Raw genomic sequence first — 18078 nt, forward strand, 5'->3', positions numbered from 1 at the left:
GAACTCCTTGATTCTTGAAATTGCAGACCTCCGCATCGCCCCTGGCAAGCAAGCCGAATTTGAAACAGCCATCCAGTTGGCCATTGCCACCGTGATATCGCGGGCTAAGGGCTACAAGGGCGCCACGGTACGGCAGAGCATTGAATCACCTGAGCGCTACGTGCTTCAGGTGCAATGGGAAACGCTGGAAGACCACACCAAGGGCTTTCGCGAATCCCCCCTGTTCAGCGAGTGGCGGGCGATCATCGGGCCGTTTTTCGCGGCACCGCCGAACGTGGAGCATTTCCAGGAGTTTTGAAAGTTCTGCGGGCTTTGTCGGCTTCGGCCCTGATGACGCCGTCGTGGGCATGGCCGTTGACAATGCGCGCCGCCTGCATGAAAGCGCACATCGTGGTCGGGTCGACATCTTTCCAGCCCAGCTTCTTGAGGTCTTTTGACAGCTGAAACCTATTTCGCAGAGGTGGAAGCCGTCAGAGGTGGCTCGGCTTGTGGCGAAGCTGTAGGCGTCGGAGCTGCGGGTTTGGGGTGATTCTGATGAGACGCTCTGAACTCAATTGACCCAATCGCCCTCAAGCTAGAATCTTTCCTGCTTTAGGCTCTCGCTTCCGCCTATGTCTGGTGCGCCAGTGTCGCTGGGTGAAACGTCAGCGTTTCAAAAGGCCGACCCAGCGTCGAAAAAACCCATCATGTCTCCAGTGCCTTAATCTCCCTCAAGCGCCAAGCCTATACCCACTCCAGCAATACCAGCTCTTGGCTTGACATCAACTCGCGCACCGCCAGACCGGCATCAAGGGCACACTCTTTGATCAATCTAGGGCGTGTCAGCGCTCGTTTAAATAGAGAATTTCGCGCGCCTTCATTTCAAGGCCTTGCTCAAACGCGTCCGCCCATAGGTTCGACGCAGCGGCCAACTCGCGCCAAACCCGTGCGAGGCGACTAGGCGGCGCATCCAGCGGCTCGCGGCGAGACAACACCAGTCGGCCTGAGTGCTGCAAACCCAAGGTGGCGGGGCCTTGCGTGTTCACCTGCAATAACAGTTGCAGCAAGTCTGAAGATGCGTTGACAGGGAGCGCTTCAGTACCGATGTAGCAAGCACCTTGCATGGATCCACCCATTTCGTCAGGCTCGTAAGACAGAGCGATGGCAACGCCACCAATAATCAGCTCCTGATATTTCGCTAGATTCGCGCCGTCCAGACCAAAATCCCCAGCCAACTCAGCCAGAGCAATTTCGTAACGTTCTTGTGACATCGCTATGGTTAATTAGAGTTTCTGATCATGCGCGCATTTGAAGCATGTGCTGCAAATCGGGCTGCGACGGTTCGCTTTTTGGCTTCGCCGTGAGTCTCCTGGCCCAACGTTCAGCATCAGCGCAAAGCATATTCAAGACGGCGTCGAGCGTAACCACATTGAGCGAACCGATTCGTCTCGCGACAGTCATCATGACGGTACCGCTCCCGTTCAAGCCCAACGTGGCCCCGGCAGTACCGGCCCAAAGATTATTGGCCTGGAGCAGCAAGCGAAGGACATCGTCCTCTGGACGGTGATTGAAACTTACCACATCCGTACGGCAGTACACCATACCGTCTTCCGGGAACATCTCGTTTGCTCTAAATTTGAGACTAACATTATGCCCGTTGAAAACAAGCTTCTCTTCGCCAAAAAAATCAGACACTGAGGCGCCAGAAGGCACGTGCTGTCCGTGGGCAACGAGTAATTTCAAATAAGATTCTTTGCTCATAATTTTTAATTGGAGCTTGTCTCCATGCATGATTATGAAATAAAGCAAACGCTGCGTTCTAACTGAAGCTCACCATTTCGGGGCTCGGAACACGCCCAAACTGCATGTTCCGCGTCTTCTGGAAAGTCAATCCAGCCACGATAACGGATAACGCCGGGAAGCTATGCAATCATCCAGGGTTTTACAGATAACACGGTTCGCGTCATTCGCCTGGGCACTCATTGTATTTAGAAATCGATATTGAACTTATAATGCACAGCCGATTGATCATCAGAATAAGGCTTCCTTGGGTACGGCTTGGCACTCATAAGGATATCGGATTCGAGTTCGGATTCAGGTTCGGGTTCGGGTTCGGAATTGACTACCATTGCGTAATCGCAGTGAAAACTACTCGATGGATTAACTTCTACCAACTCCGTTTTTTGACCTACCGTACGCGTAACGTGACTTATATTTTCGTATGTTAAATAATAATCCAATCGCATGCTATTTTCTGTCTGCCGCTTCATTGAAATACCATGATCACGTTTCCCAATGATGTCTAAAATATTCAGATTTGAATTTTCATTGGCAACGACATTCCCCTCTCGGATTTGCGTTAACGGAAAAGAAAGCATAATCTGATATGCGAAATTGCTGACTTTCATGCATAGAGCTGTATCTCCACCGCATTGTGCCAGTAGAGCCTCCGCTACTTCTTCGAGGAAATCGTCGTGCCTCTTATCTAGTTGGTCTTTTGTTTCTCCCACGGGGCCTGAAGGCAACTTGAACTGCTGTCCCCCGATGAAAACGGGGGAGCGCAATGCATCCTTAGCCATGCCTGTGCAAATGTACCGTGCACTGCCTTCCTTGCGAGCGGGCATCCGGTCGTCCTTCCCCACCTCACTTTCGCGCAGACGGAGGTTATTGGCGAAAGCTTCCTCAACTGCTGCTTTCCGCCGATCGCCCCCCCCCAAATCACTGTCGGGCAGACTGTGTTCCTTGACGATAGCTTTCTCAACTGCGGCCTTACCGGTCGGGGCGGCGCCCCACATCCGGGCAAGCCTGCTCGGCACATCCGCGATAAAGCGTCCGACACTCTCTAATCCGCTCACAATGGAACTGAGGAATTTCGCAAAGACTTGCTTGGCCTCTTCACCCCATGAAAGGGTTTCACCTCGTGCTCTCCCATTTCCCACTATAGGCGGCCCTTGCTCACCGCGCTCTTCAAGAAAGTCTGCTTCTCGCATCATGCTATCCAAGCCATCCAATACCTTCTTAGCCGCCTCCAGAGCTTTTGCTGACTCGATGCCGTTCATCCAGACAGATGGAGAAATTTTCGGTTGCGTGCTTAGTGCCTTGGCGTCTTGAAACGATCTATCCTTTTTTGCCAGCCCAGACGTGTCCTCGGCACTCGGAAAGTGCTCTGAGCTAAGAGAGCTCACACGACTTTCTTTCTTTTCCTTAAGAAGAGCATCAGCATCCATATTGGCCGGCCTTTGCTCACCGCGCTCTTCAAGAAAGTCTGCTTCTCGCATCATGCTATCCAAGCGATCCAATACCGTCTTAGCCTCCTCCAAAGCTTTTGCTGACTCGAAGCCGTTCATCCAGATAGATGGAGAAGTTTTAGGTTGTGTGCTTAGTGCCTTGGCGTCTTGAAACGATCTGTCCTTTTTCGCCAGGCCAGACGTGTCCTTGGCATACGGAAAGTGCTCTGGGCGAAAAGAGCTCGCAATAGATTCATTCTTTTCCTTAAGAAGATTCGCCTTCGCGCGGCCATCACTCACCGACCACTCACGGCCTTGCCGGGTATGAGTCGTGGCGGACGCCGTTCCCTCTGCTCGCACATTATGAGTAAACGGGGTCGTTTGCACAGTTGGCGGTCCACCACCTGTGTTTTGATTTACAATTTCGCCTGCCATATGAATACTTTTATACTAAATCGTCTGCGATGACGGTTTCGAAATCTCCTAAGTCAACCGTTTAGACGATACCAGTAGGAGCTACCTATTCATAAGTAACCGATATGAGCCGCGAGTTCCATTTAAGGATGCGCTGCACAACCCGAAGCGAGTGGGCGTAGTGCGGACCTTGGTGCGCGGCTAGTCATGGGATGCAAGACGCATTTGGTAGCCCAATAGCACGGCTACTGGCCAAAAATGCAACATCGCAGCCCGCCCGAATCCGAGCTAGCACACGCCGCGAGGAGTTATGCAGAGCGTTCTTAAGGCGCGTCTCTAATCCTCGCGGTCTAATGCGCGGTCTATCAGGCGTTAGAAAATGAACCAGCCAAGGGGAACATTGAAGATATTCTTCGGCCTCCGCGTAAAATGCAAGCGAATTTCGAGCCCCTGGAGTCAGTAGGCAGGACGTTCCCACTGATGAACTGCTTGATACCTTTGGCTCTCAATTTGCAGCAATGAGACCTCATTATCTAGCTTTTCAACTAAGTCTATTTGGTGATCTCGCATACGCCCGATCGACCAGTCGGAGTAATCAGTCAGGCTTGCGGTATTCTCTTTTAGAATGGGAGCGGTGAATACATCGACGGTTTGTTCTGCGCGGCGCTCATGCATCGCAATATATAAGGATCGTAGCACCCGACTTTCGTTCTCCAATGGTAAGAACACCGGCTTAGCTTGCTCCGAGAGAAAATTGACTCTCAATTCGAGAACGCCGTCCTTGTTGAGCCTCTGCTCAAACTGCATACTGCACGCCCCCCCCGGGAAGCCTGCGGCATGGTCGTCGATAGTCAGGCGCCCATGTGCCCCCGCACTTTTCAAGCCCACCATGCTCGCGGTGTAAGCGGACGGCACATGCATCAGGAAGCTGTAAAAGCTACCCTTAGGATCGGTCACTACCAAAGACCCATTTTCAGCATCTTTATGAACACCCGCATCTGGATCTGCGTTTGACTTATCCGCGATCACTGAAAAATAAAAGGTCAATGCACGCGCAAGCGTCACATTAGACGGAACAGAGTATTGAATTGGACGCTCGCCCTTGGTTTCAATCATTACAATGCCGTCTGGAGAGGCTTGGCCGTCGCGGATTAAGCGCATTAGGTTTTCACCCATATTCAACTTCTGCCGACTCTCTTCAGTTCGTTTGTTTTTTTCTGTTTCCGTGCATCCTTTCAAATTACTGGCGTGCACATCGTCGCCCGGCTCCAAAAGACTGGTTTCAGAGCGCTCCGATATGGCATCAAGCGCCCATCTATACGCGGCTTTCTCCGTGCGCTCCTGCGAAACGGCCTGACGTCGCTCACTGCCTCGCTCGTATGCATTGGGCAGAGTGGCGAAAAGCCTGCTGACACTCGACCAACCCTGAATAATGGGGCCAAAGATAAAGTTGAAACCCAATCTTATGGATTCAACCAGGCTCAGCAAAAGCTTACTTGCCCGACCATCTCCTAAGGCCACGGAATATTCACTCGATCGCTCGGCTATTTGTAGTGCCACACTGACCTGATCGAGTTCAAGCTCCAAAGCCTGGATTCCCTCGTGACGGCTTATCGAAACCAGCGCACTCCTCTCGAGCGTCTTCTGGCGCCGCTGCTCGTCCTCCAACAGCTTTTGAAGTTGGGCTTGCTGCACCTGAATATCCTTCAATCCCGAGTTAATCAAGGAAACGGTTGCGTGGTCGGATGCCAATTGGGGCGCATCGCGCAGCGTGCTAAGTAATAAATAAGCACCAGTCCCACTGGTGATCGCGCTCATTCCATATCCAACCGATGTCGAGACAATCCCACCTAGAAAAACGTTAGCCACGGTTGGTAGTGCGATAGCCGTAACGCCCACGCCCAACGTATCAGTGAAAGAATGCACAACGCCTTTCAGCACGTGAAAATAGCGATTTACATGCTCCATAGTAGATAATTCGACATCATCCGATCGCCCTAATTCTGGCTCTATGACTGGCAAATTTCCCAGTCGCCGAACTTGCTCATTCATTATTCGGAATTTTTTATCTATCTCTCCGCAAAGGCTGCGCGCGTCCTTCAATGCCTGGTCCGCGTCCTTCTTCAAGGCTCCCGTAACCAGAGCTTTAGAATCTGCTTCAACCATATCGCTCGGCTCTTTGATACTTTCTTTCATAGACTTCAGATGAGGATCTTCCACGGAGTCGCTGCTTATCCATTCGTACAAATGGGAAAAGCAATTTGTAGACTCTAGCCTATCGTCATTTAAAAAAGAAACACCAAAAACCTCCTCACCCTTTTTGTTCAACGGCTTTTTTATCGTTTCATCCGTAGACTTCTTATCCGTATTATTCAACGGCTTTTCGATACTTTCATCTATAGACTTATCATCCGTATAGTTCAACGACTTTTCGATACTTTCATCTATAGACTTCTTATCTGTATTGCTAAACGGCTTTTTGCTCGTTTCATCAGTAGACTTCTCATCCGTATTGTTCAACGACTTTTCGATACTTTCATCTATAGACTTCTTATCTGTAGTGCTAAACGGCTTTTTGCTCGTTTCATCAGTAGACTTCTCATCCGTATTGTTCAACGGTTTTTCGATATTTTCATCTATAGACTTTTTATCCGTATTGCTAAACGACTTTTCGATACTTTCATCTATAGACTTCCTATCCGTATTGCTAAACGGGTCGTCGATCGCTTCTTCCATATAATTCTCATCGCTAAACGGGTCGTCGATCCTTTCCTTCATAAACTTCTCAGCGTCAGGACTAGCCCAAGAATTTTCTACGGCGTGGTTGCTTCTGCTGCCTCGAAAATAAGCAAAGCAATCTCCAGACTCTACGTCATCATCTAAATATTTCGGAAAATCCTCACCCGTATTGCCCAACGACTTTTTGATATTTTTATCCTCAGACTTCTCAAAGTTGGCGGGTGCGCTGTAGCGAATAAAGCTCAAAAGATATTCAATCATTATATTTTCTCTCTAAAAGTAAAATTTAAATTAGCGTGTTTTTTCTCATATAAATCAATATTTTTTTATTATTAAGATGGCGCGCGGAACGCTTATAATTACCACATCGTCGTATCAGCGCCCTGCCGCCATCATTAGCGCGGTGTCATACATACGATTGGAGGCGTTGATATCTACGCCAGCTTTTACCAGTGCAGTCGATACGGCCAGATGTCCATTTGCAACCGCTTTTCCGAATCGACGACATTCACACCCGCACTCAACCCATTCATCGGGTTCAAAGATGAGAAGCTCAGGCAGCTCTCATTTGAAATAGTAGTTTTCATAATGCTTAATATCCATTTTTAATTCAGAAATTCGTGTTTTTTCCTAATAATTAGGTAACCACCCAAACACACAAGTTCCCTGCAATTAATCCGCAAAAATGAAAAATAGACAAACACCCCCTCTGGCTTGCCCATATCTCGGTACAGATAAATGATTTGACGCAGGTGCGGCAAGACCGCCTGATGTCGGTCATATACGCACTCGTACGCATTGAGCGGAGTAGTGAAAAACGGATTGATGCTCGACCAACCCTGCACAATGAGGCCAAAGATAAAGTTGAATCCCAATCTTATGGATTCAACCAGGTTCAGCAAAATCTCACTTGCCTAAGCATCTCCTAAGGCCACGGAATATTCACTCGATCGCTCGGCTATTTGGAGTGCCGCCCTGATCTGGCCAAGCTCGAACTCCACAGCCTGGAGTCGCTCGTAACGGCTTATCGTAACCCGCGCGATCCTCTCCAATACCTTCTGGCGCCGCTGCTCGTTCTCTAACAGTTTTTCACATAAATCAATATTTTTATATTGTCATGAAAATGATGCGTAGATCATTTATAAATTAAGAAATATGTTTTCTCAAAATATTTTCTGCTCCATCATTTTTATATTTTTTCGCAATATCCAACGCAGTGGCACCCATCCAATTTTTAGCAGTTATATCTGCACCATTCTGTATTAACATGAGTACCACATCGTCGTGCCCGTGCTGTGCCGCCATCATTAGCGCGGTGTCATACATACGATTGGGGGCGTTGATATCTGCGCCAGCTTTTACCAGTGCAGTCGATGCGGCCAGATGTCCATTTGCAACCGCTTCCATCAGCGGGGTAGTACCAAACATGCCGCTCGCATTTACATTTGCACCGGACTCAAGAAGTATATTTAAAACACCCAGATGTCCATTTTTTGCAGCCACCTTTAACGCTGTATGCCCTCCCCAGCTGATGTAATTTATATCTTCGCCATGCTTGAGCAATTCAATAACCACGCCTTGGTGCCCATATCGAGAGGCCCGCGTCAGCGCGTCCTCGCCGAATAATGGGTGTGTACTGGCACCGGCATTCAATAGTTTACTCACCACCTCTGGATTTCCATTTGAAATCGCTCTCGAAAGCACCGTGGCGCCCCGGTGGGTATATGCATTGATATCTGCACCAGCCTCAATCAGCCGGCTCAATGCTGCAGAGTGCCCATTTTCCGCAGCATACATAAGTGCAGTCTTACCGTCGTCGCTTTCAACATTGACCTTCGCACCCATTTTAAGCAGCTCAACTATGACGCTCTCATGCCCTTTTTTTGCTGCATACATCAGCGCTGTGCGCAGGCTGGAATCGGTAGATTCGATATCTAATCCAGCATTGACCAGAGCACGCATCATATGAGCATGCCCTGACTCAGCCGCAAGCATAAGGGCTGTACCACCTCCATAATCCACCAAATGAGGGGAGGCTTTCAACTGAAGCAATTTATTCACCATTTTTTCATGCCCATTTTTGGCGGCAAGCAAGAGTGGTGATTCCCCGCGATCATTCTTCGCATTTATGTCGAGACCGGCCTGGTGCAATTCGTTCACCATGGTTAGATGCCCATTTTCTGCCGCCAGTAATAGCGCGGTTTCACCTTTAAGGTTGGTCGCATGAAGGCTGAGACCGGCTTGGCTCAATTCGTTCACCATGGCAACATGTCCATTTTTGGCCGCCAGCAATAGCGCGGTTTCACCTTTAAGGTTGGTCGCATGAAGGCTGAGACCGGCCTGGCTCAATTCCTTCACTGTGGCAATATGTCCATTTTTTGCCGCCAGCAATAACGCTGTTTCACCGAATCTATTAACGGTATTCATCTCCGCACCAGCGTTCGCCAGAGCCGTCACTACAGATTGGTGCCCATTTGCGGCAGCGAGCATTAGCGCTGTTTCACCGAAACTATTAACGGTATTCATTTCCGCACCAGCGTTCGCCAGAGCCGTCACTACATCCAGGTGTCCACGTTCCGCAGCGAGCATCAGGGCGGTGTGCCCGTCGGTGGTCGTGTCATTGATGTTCAAGCCCAGTTTTCTAAGCTCTGACACTACTTTCAGCTGACCGCTCTGAGCTGCAAGCATCAATGCGTTTGCACCCGCCTCGTTGGTGGCGAGCAAATCCACTCCAAAGCTTCTAAGCTCTGACACTACTTCCAGATAACCGCTCTGAGCTGCGAGCATCAAAGCGGTTTCGCCTGTGGTGGTGGCGTGCATATTCGCGCCAGCCCTTTGGAACTGCCTCACCACGTCAACTTGACCCATCTGAGCCGCTAGCAGCACAGCGGTAGCTCCGCTGTGATTAACGGCGTCAATATCCGCACCCGCCTTTAGCAGATCAGACACAACACCTTGCTGTCCGCTTTTTGCCGCAATCATCAGCGCCGTGTCACCGAACTGATTGCTGGCATTGATGTCATGATCATTCTTCAGCAACTCCGCCACCACAGCACGGTGTCCGTTTTGAGCCGCCAACATCAATGCAGTGAAACCATGGTTTTCGCGGGCGTCGAGTGGCGCACCGGCTTTCAGTAGCTCTGCCACAACATCCTGCTGGCCATTGTCAGCTGCGAGCATCAGGGCGGTCCGACCATAAAGGTCCCTGGCATTTTCTTGTGCGCCAGCTGCCCGTAACATCGTGACCACACTATGGTGACCACGGGACGTTGCAATCATCAACGCAGCGCTGAGCTCCAGATCGTCACCTACGGCATGCGTGAAGGCGTTCTGAAGTCCTTCCATCGCAGCCTGGTGACCATTTAAGCCCAACACATTCAGCGCAACGCCAAGGTTGTGGCCTAGGTCTGCCGCAAGCGGGGGCTTGATCATCAAAAGCTTCTGCAGTTCCACCTGATGGCCCACCTGGGCTGCCCGCATCACGGCCGTCAGACCTTCACTGCCAGGTTCAGCCTTGACTCTCGCGCCGGCTTCTATCAAGGCGGCCTCCACCCCCTGATGCCCTTTCGCGATGGAAACCCTCAGCAGCGCGTCCAGATCATCTGCTAGCGCGTCTCCTCCGGCTTTCAGTATCTCGACCACCACGGTTTCGTGGCCTCGTTGAGTTGCCAGCGTCAGCGCAGTTTCACGACTGCTATTGAGCGCGTTCATATCCGCACCAGCGTTCAAAAGCATAACCACTGCCATTTGCTGCCCGCCATGGGCCGCAAACATCAGCGCTGTGTTGCCACCATGGGCTGCTGAATTTATGTTCGCACCGTCCTTGAGCAACTCACTCAGCACTTCTAAATGACCATTTCCAGCTGCAAGCATCAGCGCGGTTTGACCACGCTTATTGACGGCGTTGACATCCGCCCCAGCTTTCCGCAATTCGGCCACCACGGCTTTATGGCCGCTCTCCGCCGCGAGCATCAGCGCGGTATCTCCTCGTGAGTCAGCGGCGTTGACGTCTGCACCGGCCTGAATCCAGCCTCGCACCACATCGAGCTGTCCTTGCGCCGACGCATGTCTAAAAGCCCGGATCGCTTCGTCCGAGTGCACGTCCAGATAGGTGAGTGCATCCATATCGACCAACGACTCGCCCGCATCGAGCAGCGCAGCGCAAGCGTGCGACGCCTTAGAGACCAATTGCTCGGCTACAGATCTACTTGCAGCAACGAGGCTGTCGCTGGCACCTCCGGTTGCCTTGTCCGCGAACTCGATCTTGCCTTTCAGCAGCGAATTGCCAACGCCGGTGGCTCCCACTCGCGCCTGCTTGTCGAAACTTTCCGAATCCACGACATTCACACCCGCACTCACCCCATTCATCGGGTTCAAAGGTGAGAAGCTCAGGCAGCTCTCATTTGAAATAGTAGCTTTCATAATACTTAATATCTCCTTTTTATTCAGAAATTAGCATTTGCGCGCCTACTAATTGAGTAACCACCAAAACACGTAAGTTCCCTGCAACTACTCCGCAAAACGAAAAATCGACAAACACCCCCTCTGACTTACGCATGTCTCGGTGCAGATAAATGATTTGACGCAGGTGCTGCAAGACCGCCTGACATCGGAGCTTGCGCTTTATGCCGGGCTGGTTCCGGTGGGGCTGATCGTCCTGCAGCACTTGCAACTGAGCTTGAAGGCCCGCCTCAGCCGGTACTGGGCTGATTTCGGGCAACTGGCACTATCGAGCAGCCAACACATCCCAAACATGCTTCATCGGGTTGAGCTCAGGCGCATACGAGAGTAGTACCAACAGATAGATATTGGTCGGTGCTTCGAGTGTGTCGCTACGATGCCAGCTCGCACCATCAATCTCCACGGCGATGCACCCACAGGGTGACGTGCCTGGTTGACGAGAATTACCTTGGCCTGTCAACGAAAGCTATCTTGGCCGGCGTCTGCACCCGTTCCAGGCCGCTCCGGGAGGCGGGTTTATCGTGAACCGCTCGTCATTCACGAAGGTTCGCGTTGTGCCCGGCACCTGCGAACGTCCGAGATGTGTCCAAGACGAACGTCGTCCTGGGCCATCCGCTTGATGGTTTGGCCTTGGGCCCCGTCTTGACAGATTTCAGCAAGCGTTTGGGGGAATTTTTTGCCAACTCAACCTGAGCTTTTGGATCGTTTGGGAGACGGCGCTTATCGGGAACAAGCTTTCCGCAGTCGTGGCGGCGCAGCATTGAATCGCCAGAGCGCTACGTGCTCCAGGTGCAATGGGAAACACTGGAGGACCACACCAAGGGATTTCGCGAATCTCCCCTGTTCAGCGAGTGGCGGGCGATTATCGGGCCGTTTTTAACGGCACCGCCGAACGTGGAGCATTTCCAGGAGTTTTGAAAGCTCTACGAGCCTTATCGGCTTCGGCCCTGATGACGCAATCTTGGGCATGGTCGTTGACGATACCCGCCGCCTGCATGAATGCATACATGGTGGTGGGTCCTACAAACTTCCATCCAAGCTTTTTCAGGTCTTTGGAGAGTTGAACCGACTCCGCAGAGGTAGACACAATCTGTGGCTGCGTGGATTGCAGCGCCGTGGGTTCGTAGCGCCAGAAAAATGCGGCCAAAGACCCCTCTCGATCGACCATTTCCCGGGCGCAACGCGCATTTTGGATAACCGCTTCTATCTTTCCGCGGTGACGGACAATACCGCTATCACCCAGCATATTTTGAATATCATCCGCGGTAAATCGAGCCACAAGATCGAAGTCGAAACCCTTGAACGCTGCTCGAAAATTCTCCCGTTTGGTGAGAATAGTGCGCCAGCTAAGACCTGATTGAAATCCCTCGAGACTTAACTTCTCGAACAGCGTCCGATCGTCTTTGACTGGAAAGCCCCAATCATCATCATGATAAGGAAAGAATTCCTGCGCTCCCGCACACCAATGACAACGGAGTCGGCCATCCGGGCCAGGAATTGAGGTGCTCATGATTTGGCTTTGGTAGGGGAAGGCATGGCACCAATACTAAGCTCTATCCAAGACGTCATGCGCCCCCCGGGAAAGGTCCGCAAGAGGCGCTAACCCACAACGCTTAGGTTACAGCGATGAGCTTAATAACGGACTGGTGTCCCTACCGGTTGATTCATAGGTCCAGGTGCTGGTGCAGCAGCTACAGCACGCTCGGCCAGGAAAATTTCAACACGACGATTCTGAGCCCTGCCGGCATCTGTGCCGTTGTTGGCAATCGGTTCATGGGAGCCTCGGCCTTCGGTGCGCACGCGGCGCGAATCCACGCCGCGAGCAGAGAGATAGTCGCGCACGCTATTGGCACGCTCTACTGAAAGCGGGTTGTTGATGGCGTCACTTCCGGTTGAATCCGTGTGGCCAACAATCACCACCTCGGTGTTGGGTTGACCACCCAGGCCATTGGCGAATTGGTCCAGAATTGGACGCAGGGCCGGCTGGATGTCTGCACGGCCTGTGGAGAACGAAATATCGTTAGGGATATTGAGCTTGAGCTGGTTGTCCGACGTCTGCGTGACTTGTACGCCCGTACCAGCCGTGGCACGCTGCATATCGGCCTTCTTGTTCTCCATATATCGCGACCAGGCATAACCGCCGAGTGCACCAACGCCCGCGCCAATGGCGGCCCCGCCTCCGTCACCGATCAGCCCGCCGGCCACCGCGCCTATGCCCGCTCCAATGCCGGTATTGCGCTGCGTCTCGGTCATGTTCGCGCAACCTGTCATGAAAACAGCGGCAGCGCTGACTGAAAGCACCAAAGTGCGACTGGAAGAAATAGTACGCTTCATAACTAACATCCTTCTAATAAAGCAGCGAATCTGTTTGAGATGCACCTTAAGCTAGGCGCCGTGTCATGTACAGGCCCGAAGACCCTGTTCAAGGCCCGTTCTGACATGTTAGGGCGGGAACTGCACCTTGCAGCACATCACAATTCCCATTCCGTATTTTCCGCACGCTTTGTGCAAAGACTTTGAACAGGTTCCTGGTTCATTGGAACCCAGTCAATCAATTCTCACTGTAGGACGACATCTAAATCGATCCGTGCGGGGCTGTTTCGCGATCATTACTGGCTACTAGTTTCTTGAGCAAAGCCATCAATTCGAGTTGCTCTGAATCATTCAAGGGTGACAAAATCCGCTCCTGTACGCGGACCACATCGGCCTGCATGCTGGCCACTGCGTTCTCACCAGTTGGAGTCAGCCACAAAAGCTTGCGCCTGCGATCCAGATCAGCGGCCTGCCTGCGCAACCACCCCTTTTTTTCCAGCCTTGCAATGACTGAGCCAATAGTGGCCGCATCGAATGCAACGCGACCCGCCAACGTGATCTGATCGACCCCGGGTGCGTGCATAAGCGCATTGAGAATGGCGAACTGAATCGGCGTCACCCCAAAGGCCGAGGTCTCCTCGGCAAAGGTCGCGACGGAAATCTGGTGCGCGCGCCGAATCAGATGACCCGGAGCCTGCTCGAATGCGAAACTGCCCTGCTGCATCCGGCAAGTGTAAGCGGCGGCTACACTGCAGTTCTCATGCAGCGCAAACAGATCAAGCATTGCCGCGAATGCGGAACCGCCGTGAGCTACCGTATTCCGGACGACGGGGACACGCGGGAGCGCGCGATTTGCCCGAATTGCGGCACCATACATTACGTCAACCCCTTGCTGGTAGTCGGCACCGTCCCCTACCTGGGTGACCGGGTTCTTCTATGCAAGCGAAACATTGAACCCAGGCTGGGCAAATGGACATTGCCAGCTGGATTCATGGAAATGGATGAAACGGTAGCCCAAGGGGCTGCTCGCGAGACCGCGGAAGAAGCTGGCGCGCAGATTGAAATGGGACCGTTTTTCAGCACCATGAGCATTCCGCGCGTGGGACAGGTGCACGTTTTCTATCTGGCCCGATTGCTGAGCGATCAATTCGATCCGGGATACGAAACCATGGAAGCCCGTTTGTTTCACGAAGCTGAAATACCTTGGGAGGAGATCGCCTTCACCACCGTGCGGGAAACGCTCAAGTGCTTTTTTGACGACCTCCGGCGTGGCGCTTGGGGTATTCACGACATCGATATCCATTGGCAGCCACCTCAATAAGTGCAGCCCCCCTCTCAACCTCCGCTCGCCATGCTGAGTCCAGGCGAGCCCTTCCCTCCGCTACAGCAGGCCTGGCCCGCACACTCGGCTGCACCGGGCTTGCTCGCAACCGGCGGCATTCTCGACGTGCCCACTTTGCTGGCAGCCTACTCTGCCACCATCTTTCCCTGGTTTAGCGAGGGTGAACCCATTCTTTGGTGGAGCCCAGACCCGCGCATGGTGCTGGATGTATCTTGTTTTCGACTGCATCGCTCCATGCGCAAGACGCTACAGCGCTTTCGCATGAGTGCGCACTGCGAAATCCGTATAGATACGGCATTCGACAGCGTCATCAGCTCTTGCGCGGGCATTCAGCGCGCAGATCAGGCCGGCACCTGGATCGTGCCAGACATGGTGGCGGCTTATAGAAACCTGCATGCCGCAGGTTATGCCCACAGCGTGGAAACCTGGGTAGAAGGCCGTCTCGTGGCCGGGTTGTATTGCGTCGCGATCGGGCGCGCCGTTTTCGGGGAATCCATGTTCACGACCGTCAGCGACGGCTCAAAGATCGCCCTGGCAGCCTTGGTGGCTTTCTGCCGCGAGCACGCCATTGCCTTCATTGACTGCCAGCAGGCCACGCGCCACCTCGCATCGCTGGGCGCCAATCCCATGCCACGGCTGCAATTCGCTGAACGCGTCCAGGAGCAGCTTCCGAAGCCGCCGCCACGTTGGCAGTTCGACCCCGTATACTGGAATACGTTGATGCCTCCCTCCACTTTCGACCGGTGACGCACCTCAAGGACCTCCCACTTCAAACGCTGCAGTTCTATGCCACGGCTCCCTACCCGTGCAGCTATCTGCCAGCGCGCCAGGCGCGTTCGCAAGTAGCCACCCCGAGCCATTTGATCAATAGCGATGTCTATTCCGGCCTGGTGCTGAAGGGATTTCGCCGCAGCGGGATGTTCACCTACAGGCCGTATTGCGACGGCTGCAATGCTTGCACCCCCGTCCGGATCAAAGTTGCGGATTTCCTGCCAGACCGAAGCCAGCGCCGCGCCCGCGCACAGCACGCAGGGCTGCAAGTGCGGGTACTCAAGCTATGCTTCGTGCCCGAGCACTATCAGCTTTACCTGCGCTACCAGACCGGCCGCCACACGGGTGGTGGGATGGACCATGACAGCGTAGACCAGTACACGCAGTTCCTGCTGCAAAGCCAGGTCAATTCAAGACTGGTGGAATTCCGTGAACCCGCCGAGGACGGCAGCTACGATGCAGCCGGAGCCTTGAGGATGGTAGCCATCATCGACCTTCTTAACGACGGCATCTCTGCGGTTTACACTTTCTATGATCCCCTGCCCAAGACCAGCTACGGCACCTACGGTGTCCTGTGGCAGATTGAGCAGGCCGCCGCACTCGGCTTACCCTATGTCTATCTTGGTTATTGGATCCAGGGCAGTCCAAAAATGGAATACAAGGCGCGCTTTGGACCTTCCGAACGGCTGGAGGGTGATCGCTGGATTCCCCAACCCGACGCCCGAACCAAATTTGCGGTCTCTGCACACGATCAAAAGGGCTGAGCTCTCCAGGCCTTAAAACTAACTAACCATGCGCAAGTCCAACCCAGATGCCCACGCCACGCCCACCATTCAGGTGATTGAGCGTATGTTCGCGTTGATCGATGTCCTGGCCTCACGGGAAGAAGCCATGTCGCTCAAGCAAATAAGCGAACAAACCGGACTTCACCCTTCCACCACGCACCGCATCCTCAATGATCTGGCCTCCGGCCGTTTTGTGGATCGTCCAGAAGCGGGCAGCTATCGTCTGGGAATGCGGCTCCTGGAATTGGGCAACCTCGTCAAAGGGCGGCTCAACGTACGCGATGCAGCTTTGGAGCCCATGCGCGAGCTGCACAAACTCATTCAACAACCAGTGAACTTAAGCGTTCGTCAGGGTGATGAAATCGTCTATATCGAGCGCACCTACAGCGAAAGATCAGGCATGCAGGTGGTGCGAGCCATAGGCGGCCGTGCACCGCTTCATCTGACTTCCGTGGGTAAGCTGTTCCTGGCGGCAGATGATCTTGTGCGTGTGCGGGCCTACGCCACGCGCACCGGCCTTCCGGGACACACACGCAACAGCATCACTCAGTTGCCGGTGCTGGAACGCGAGCTTGTGAAAACCCGCCAGTTGGGCGTGTCTGTAGACAATGAGGAATTGGAAACCGGAGTGCGTTGCATGGCAGCCGGCATCTACGACGACCAAGGCAAGCTGGTCGCAGGCTTGTCAATTTCCGCACCCGCAGATAGACTGGATGACAGTTGGCAGCCCAAGCTCAAATCGACGGCCAGCCATATTTCCGCAGCCTTGGGCAATCACGAGGCGAAGCGCTAGCCTCTCAACTCCGCCCCCTGGATCGACCGGTCGCGCGATCAGCCGGCGATAGCGGCCCCAGCCAGGGTGCTAACACCGTGCTGTTGATGCTCCATCCAGCGGCGTACGCGCTCAGCATCCGCTATGCGGCTGAACTTACCAGCTGAGTCCAGAAACACCATGATGATTTTGCGCCCTGCGACACGGGCTTGCATGACCAGGCACTGGCCTGCCTCGGAGATGTACCCAGTCTTCTGCAAGCCGATCTGCCACTCAGGGCTGTGTACCAGCCGGTTGGTGTTGTTGTACTGAATGACACGGCTGCCGACCGCCACCTCGTAGCCTGGCGAGGTTGAAAGCTGGCTCAGCAGCGGATCCTGAGACGCTGTGGCCACCAGAGTGGCGAGATCAACCGCACTGGAACGGTTCCCGCTTGAAAGGCCCGTAGGCTCAACGTACCGGGTATCTTTCATGCCCAACATAAGGGCACGTGCATTCATAAGGCCAACGAAACGCGTCATTCCTCCCGGAAAGCTGCGGCCCAGTGCATGGGCTGCACGGTTTTCGCTGGACATGAGAGCCAGATGCATCAATTCGCCACGAGTCAGCACACTGCCCACGGCCAAACGCGAGCGGCTACCTTTTTCAGTGTCTACATCTTCCGCCGTGATGGCGATCATTTCATCGAGCGGCAGACGGGCGTCGGAGACGATGAGACCGGTCATCAACTTGGTAAGAGAGGCAATTGGCAAGACGGCATGATCGTTCTTGCTGAAAATCACTTCACGGGTGTCTTGATCAACCACCAGCGCCACGCTGGATTTCAGATCCAGGGGATCATCCACAGCATGCAAGCCGGCCATCTGACCGAAAGACAATCTCGGCGCAACAACCGGGTGCTCTGCTGCTCGTGAGCGCAGCGACAGGCGCGTTTCACGTGCGGCCAGCGAACGACCGGCCTTGGCGCCTTTTCCACCTAAGCGGGCACTCACGCGCTCGCCACGATTCTTACCCGACTGATTCTTGGCAGTCGTTGCAGATTTTCCCTTGGCGGGACGGGATTCGGCTACCGTCGCTTTGCCCTTACTGCTCTTTTGCGCAGCGGCTGACTTGGCTTTGGAAGGCGCTGGTGCGGCGCGTTTGGAAGCTTGACGCTCGGACGGTTTTTTGGCCGCCGCCTCCACGGGAACAGCCGGCGCCAGCCACACCAGACTCGTGGCTGTCGCAACCATGAGGACCCTCTTGGATATCGATCCCAAATTGCGAAGCGCACCA

The 18078-nt window shown here is 53.4% G+C and carries 16 protein-coding genes and 1 pseudogene; 7 read left to right on the plus strand and 10 right to left on the minus strand.

The features are described from left to right. Nucleotides 1–7: 7 nt before the first annotated feature. Nucleotides 8–298 carry an antibiotic biosynthesis monooxygenase family protein gene (locus G518_RS0119950; protein ID WP_028604050.1) on the plus strand — a complete coding sequence of 97 codons (291 nt, stop codon included), beginning with the start codon at nucleotides 8–10 and terminating at the stop codon, nucleotides 296–298. Here G518_RS0119950 and G518_RS39430 read toward each other — a convergent pair. The 6 genes from G518_RS39430 to G518_RS0119985 form a co-directional block, all read right to left on the minus strand. Then, entirely contained in the window at nucleotides 243–458 is a 216-nt protein-coding gene (locus tag G518_RS39430; protein WP_084652025.1) for a DNA-3-methyladenine glycosylase I, read from the minus strand. The genes G518_RS0119950 and G518_RS39430 overlap by 56 nt on opposite strands. Nucleotides 459–821: 363 nt before the next feature. Then, entirely contained in the window at nucleotides 822–1250 is a 429-nt protein-coding gene (locus tag G518_RS0119955) for a hypothetical protein (protein ID WP_028604051.1), read from the minus strand. Nucleotides 1251–1275: 25 nt separating this feature from the next. Next, the gene (locus G518_RS0119960) at nucleotides 1276–1740 is read right to left on the minus strand and encodes a type III secretion system chaperone (RefSeq protein WP_169457974.1); all 465 of its coding nucleotides are present in this window, start codon (nucleotides 1738–1740) and stop codon (nucleotides 1276–1278) included. 227 nt (nucleotides 1741–1967) lie between these two features. Beyond that, complete coding sequence (locus G518_RS0119965) at nucleotides 1968–3641, minus strand: hypothetical protein (protein ID WP_156909476.1); 1674 nt, start codon at nucleotides 3639–3641, stop codon at nucleotides 1968–1970. 435 nt (nucleotides 3642–4076) lie between these two features. Further along, entirely contained in the window at nucleotides 4077–6620 is a 2544-nt protein-coding gene (locus G518_RS0119970) for a hypothetical protein (RefSeq protein WP_028604054.1), read from the minus strand. An 885-nt stretch (nucleotides 6621–7505) separates the two neighbouring features. Further along, a complete protein-coding gene (locus G518_RS0119985; RefSeq protein ID WP_028604056.1) occupies nucleotides 7506–10781 on the minus strand; it encodes an ankyrin repeat domain-containing protein in 3276 nt (1091 codons plus the stop codon). A gap of 142 nt (nucleotides 10782–10923) precedes the next feature. Between G518_RS0119985 and G518_RS0119990 the strand changes: the two genes are divergently transcribed. Together G518_RS0119990 and G518_RS41090 are read left to right on the plus strand one after the other, a co-directional pair. After that, a complete protein-coding gene (locus tag G518_RS0119990; protein WP_156909477.1) occupies nucleotides 10924–11151 on the plus strand; it encodes a hypothetical protein in 228 nt (75 codons plus the stop codon). A 422-nt stretch (nucleotides 11152–11573) separates the two neighbouring features. Continuing rightward, nucleotides 11574–11738 (plus strand): annotated as a pseudogene (locus G518_RS41090) (antibiotic biosynthesis monooxygenase family protein); the annotation flags it as partial. Here G518_RS41090 and G518_RS0119995 read toward each other — a convergent pair. From G518_RS0119995 to G518_RS0120005, 3 genes are all read right to left on the minus strand, one after another. After that, on the minus strand, nucleotides 11683–12330 hold the full coding sequence (locus tag G518_RS0119995) for a DNA-3-methyladenine glycosylase I (RefSeq protein ID WP_028604058.1): 648 nt from the start codon (nucleotides 12328–12330) through the stop codon (nucleotides 11683–11685). The pseudogene G518_RS41090 and the gene G518_RS0119995 overlap by 56 nt on opposite strands. Before the next feature lie 122 nt (nucleotides 12331–12452). Then, on the minus strand, nucleotides 12453–13154 hold the full coding sequence (locus G518_RS36040) for a YiaD family glycine zipper/OmpA-like lipoprotein (RefSeq protein ID WP_051237093.1): 702 nt from the start codon (nucleotides 13152–13154) through the stop codon (nucleotides 12453–12455). A gap of 241 nt (nucleotides 13155–13395) precedes the next feature. Continuing rightward, the gene (locus G518_RS0120005; RefSeq protein ID WP_028604059.1) at nucleotides 13396–13857 is read right to left on the minus strand and encodes a MarR family winged helix-turn-helix transcriptional regulator; all 462 of its coding nucleotides are present in this window, start codon (nucleotides 13855–13857) and stop codon (nucleotides 13396–13398) included. A gap of 36 nt (nucleotides 13858–13893) precedes the next feature. Here G518_RS0120005 and G518_RS0120010 point away from each other — a divergent pair, with 36 nt between their 5' ends. From G518_RS0120010 to G518_RS0120025, 4 genes are read left to right on the plus strand one after another with little or no spacing between them, the layout of a single operon-like run. Then, nucleotides 13894–14454, plus strand: coding sequence for an NUDIX hydrolase (locus tag G518_RS0120010; RefSeq protein WP_028604060.1), 561 nt, complete (start codon nucleotides 13894–13896; stop codon nucleotides 14452–14454). Between the two features lie 30 nt (nucleotides 14455–14484). After that, a complete protein-coding gene (aat, locus tag G518_RS0120015) occupies nucleotides 14485–15222 on the plus strand; it encodes a leucyl/phenylalanyl-tRNA--protein transferase (protein WP_028604061.1) in 738 nt (245 codons plus the stop codon). Then, nucleotides 15219–16010: an arginyltransferase gene (locus tag G518_RS0120020; RefSeq protein WP_028604062.1), complete on the plus strand. Its 792-nt coding sequence runs from the start codon at nucleotides 15219–15221 to the stop codon at nucleotides 16008–16010. Before aat ends, G518_RS0120020 begins: the two co-directional genes overlap by 4 nt. Nucleotides 16011–16038: 28 nt before the next feature. After that, nucleotides 16039–16824 (plus strand): IclR family transcriptional regulator, encoded by a 786-nt coding sequence (locus tag G518_RS0120025; protein WP_028604063.1) that lies wholly within the window; start codon nucleotides 16039–16041, stop codon nucleotides 16822–16824. A 38-nt stretch (nucleotides 16825–16862) separates the two neighbouring features. Here G518_RS0120025 and G518_RS36045 read toward each other — a convergent pair whose 3' ends face one another. After that, entirely contained in the window at nucleotides 16863–18035 is a 1173-nt protein-coding gene (locus tag G518_RS36045) for a serine hydrolase (RefSeq protein WP_036595400.1), read from the minus strand. Nucleotides 18036–18078: the final 43 nt, after the last annotated feature.

The sequence above is a fragment of the Ottowia thiooxydans DSM 14619 genome (assembly GCF_000422885.1).
Lineage (GTDB): Bacteria > Pseudomonadota > Gammaproteobacteria > Burkholderiales > Burkholderiaceae_C > Ottowia > Ottowia thiooxydans.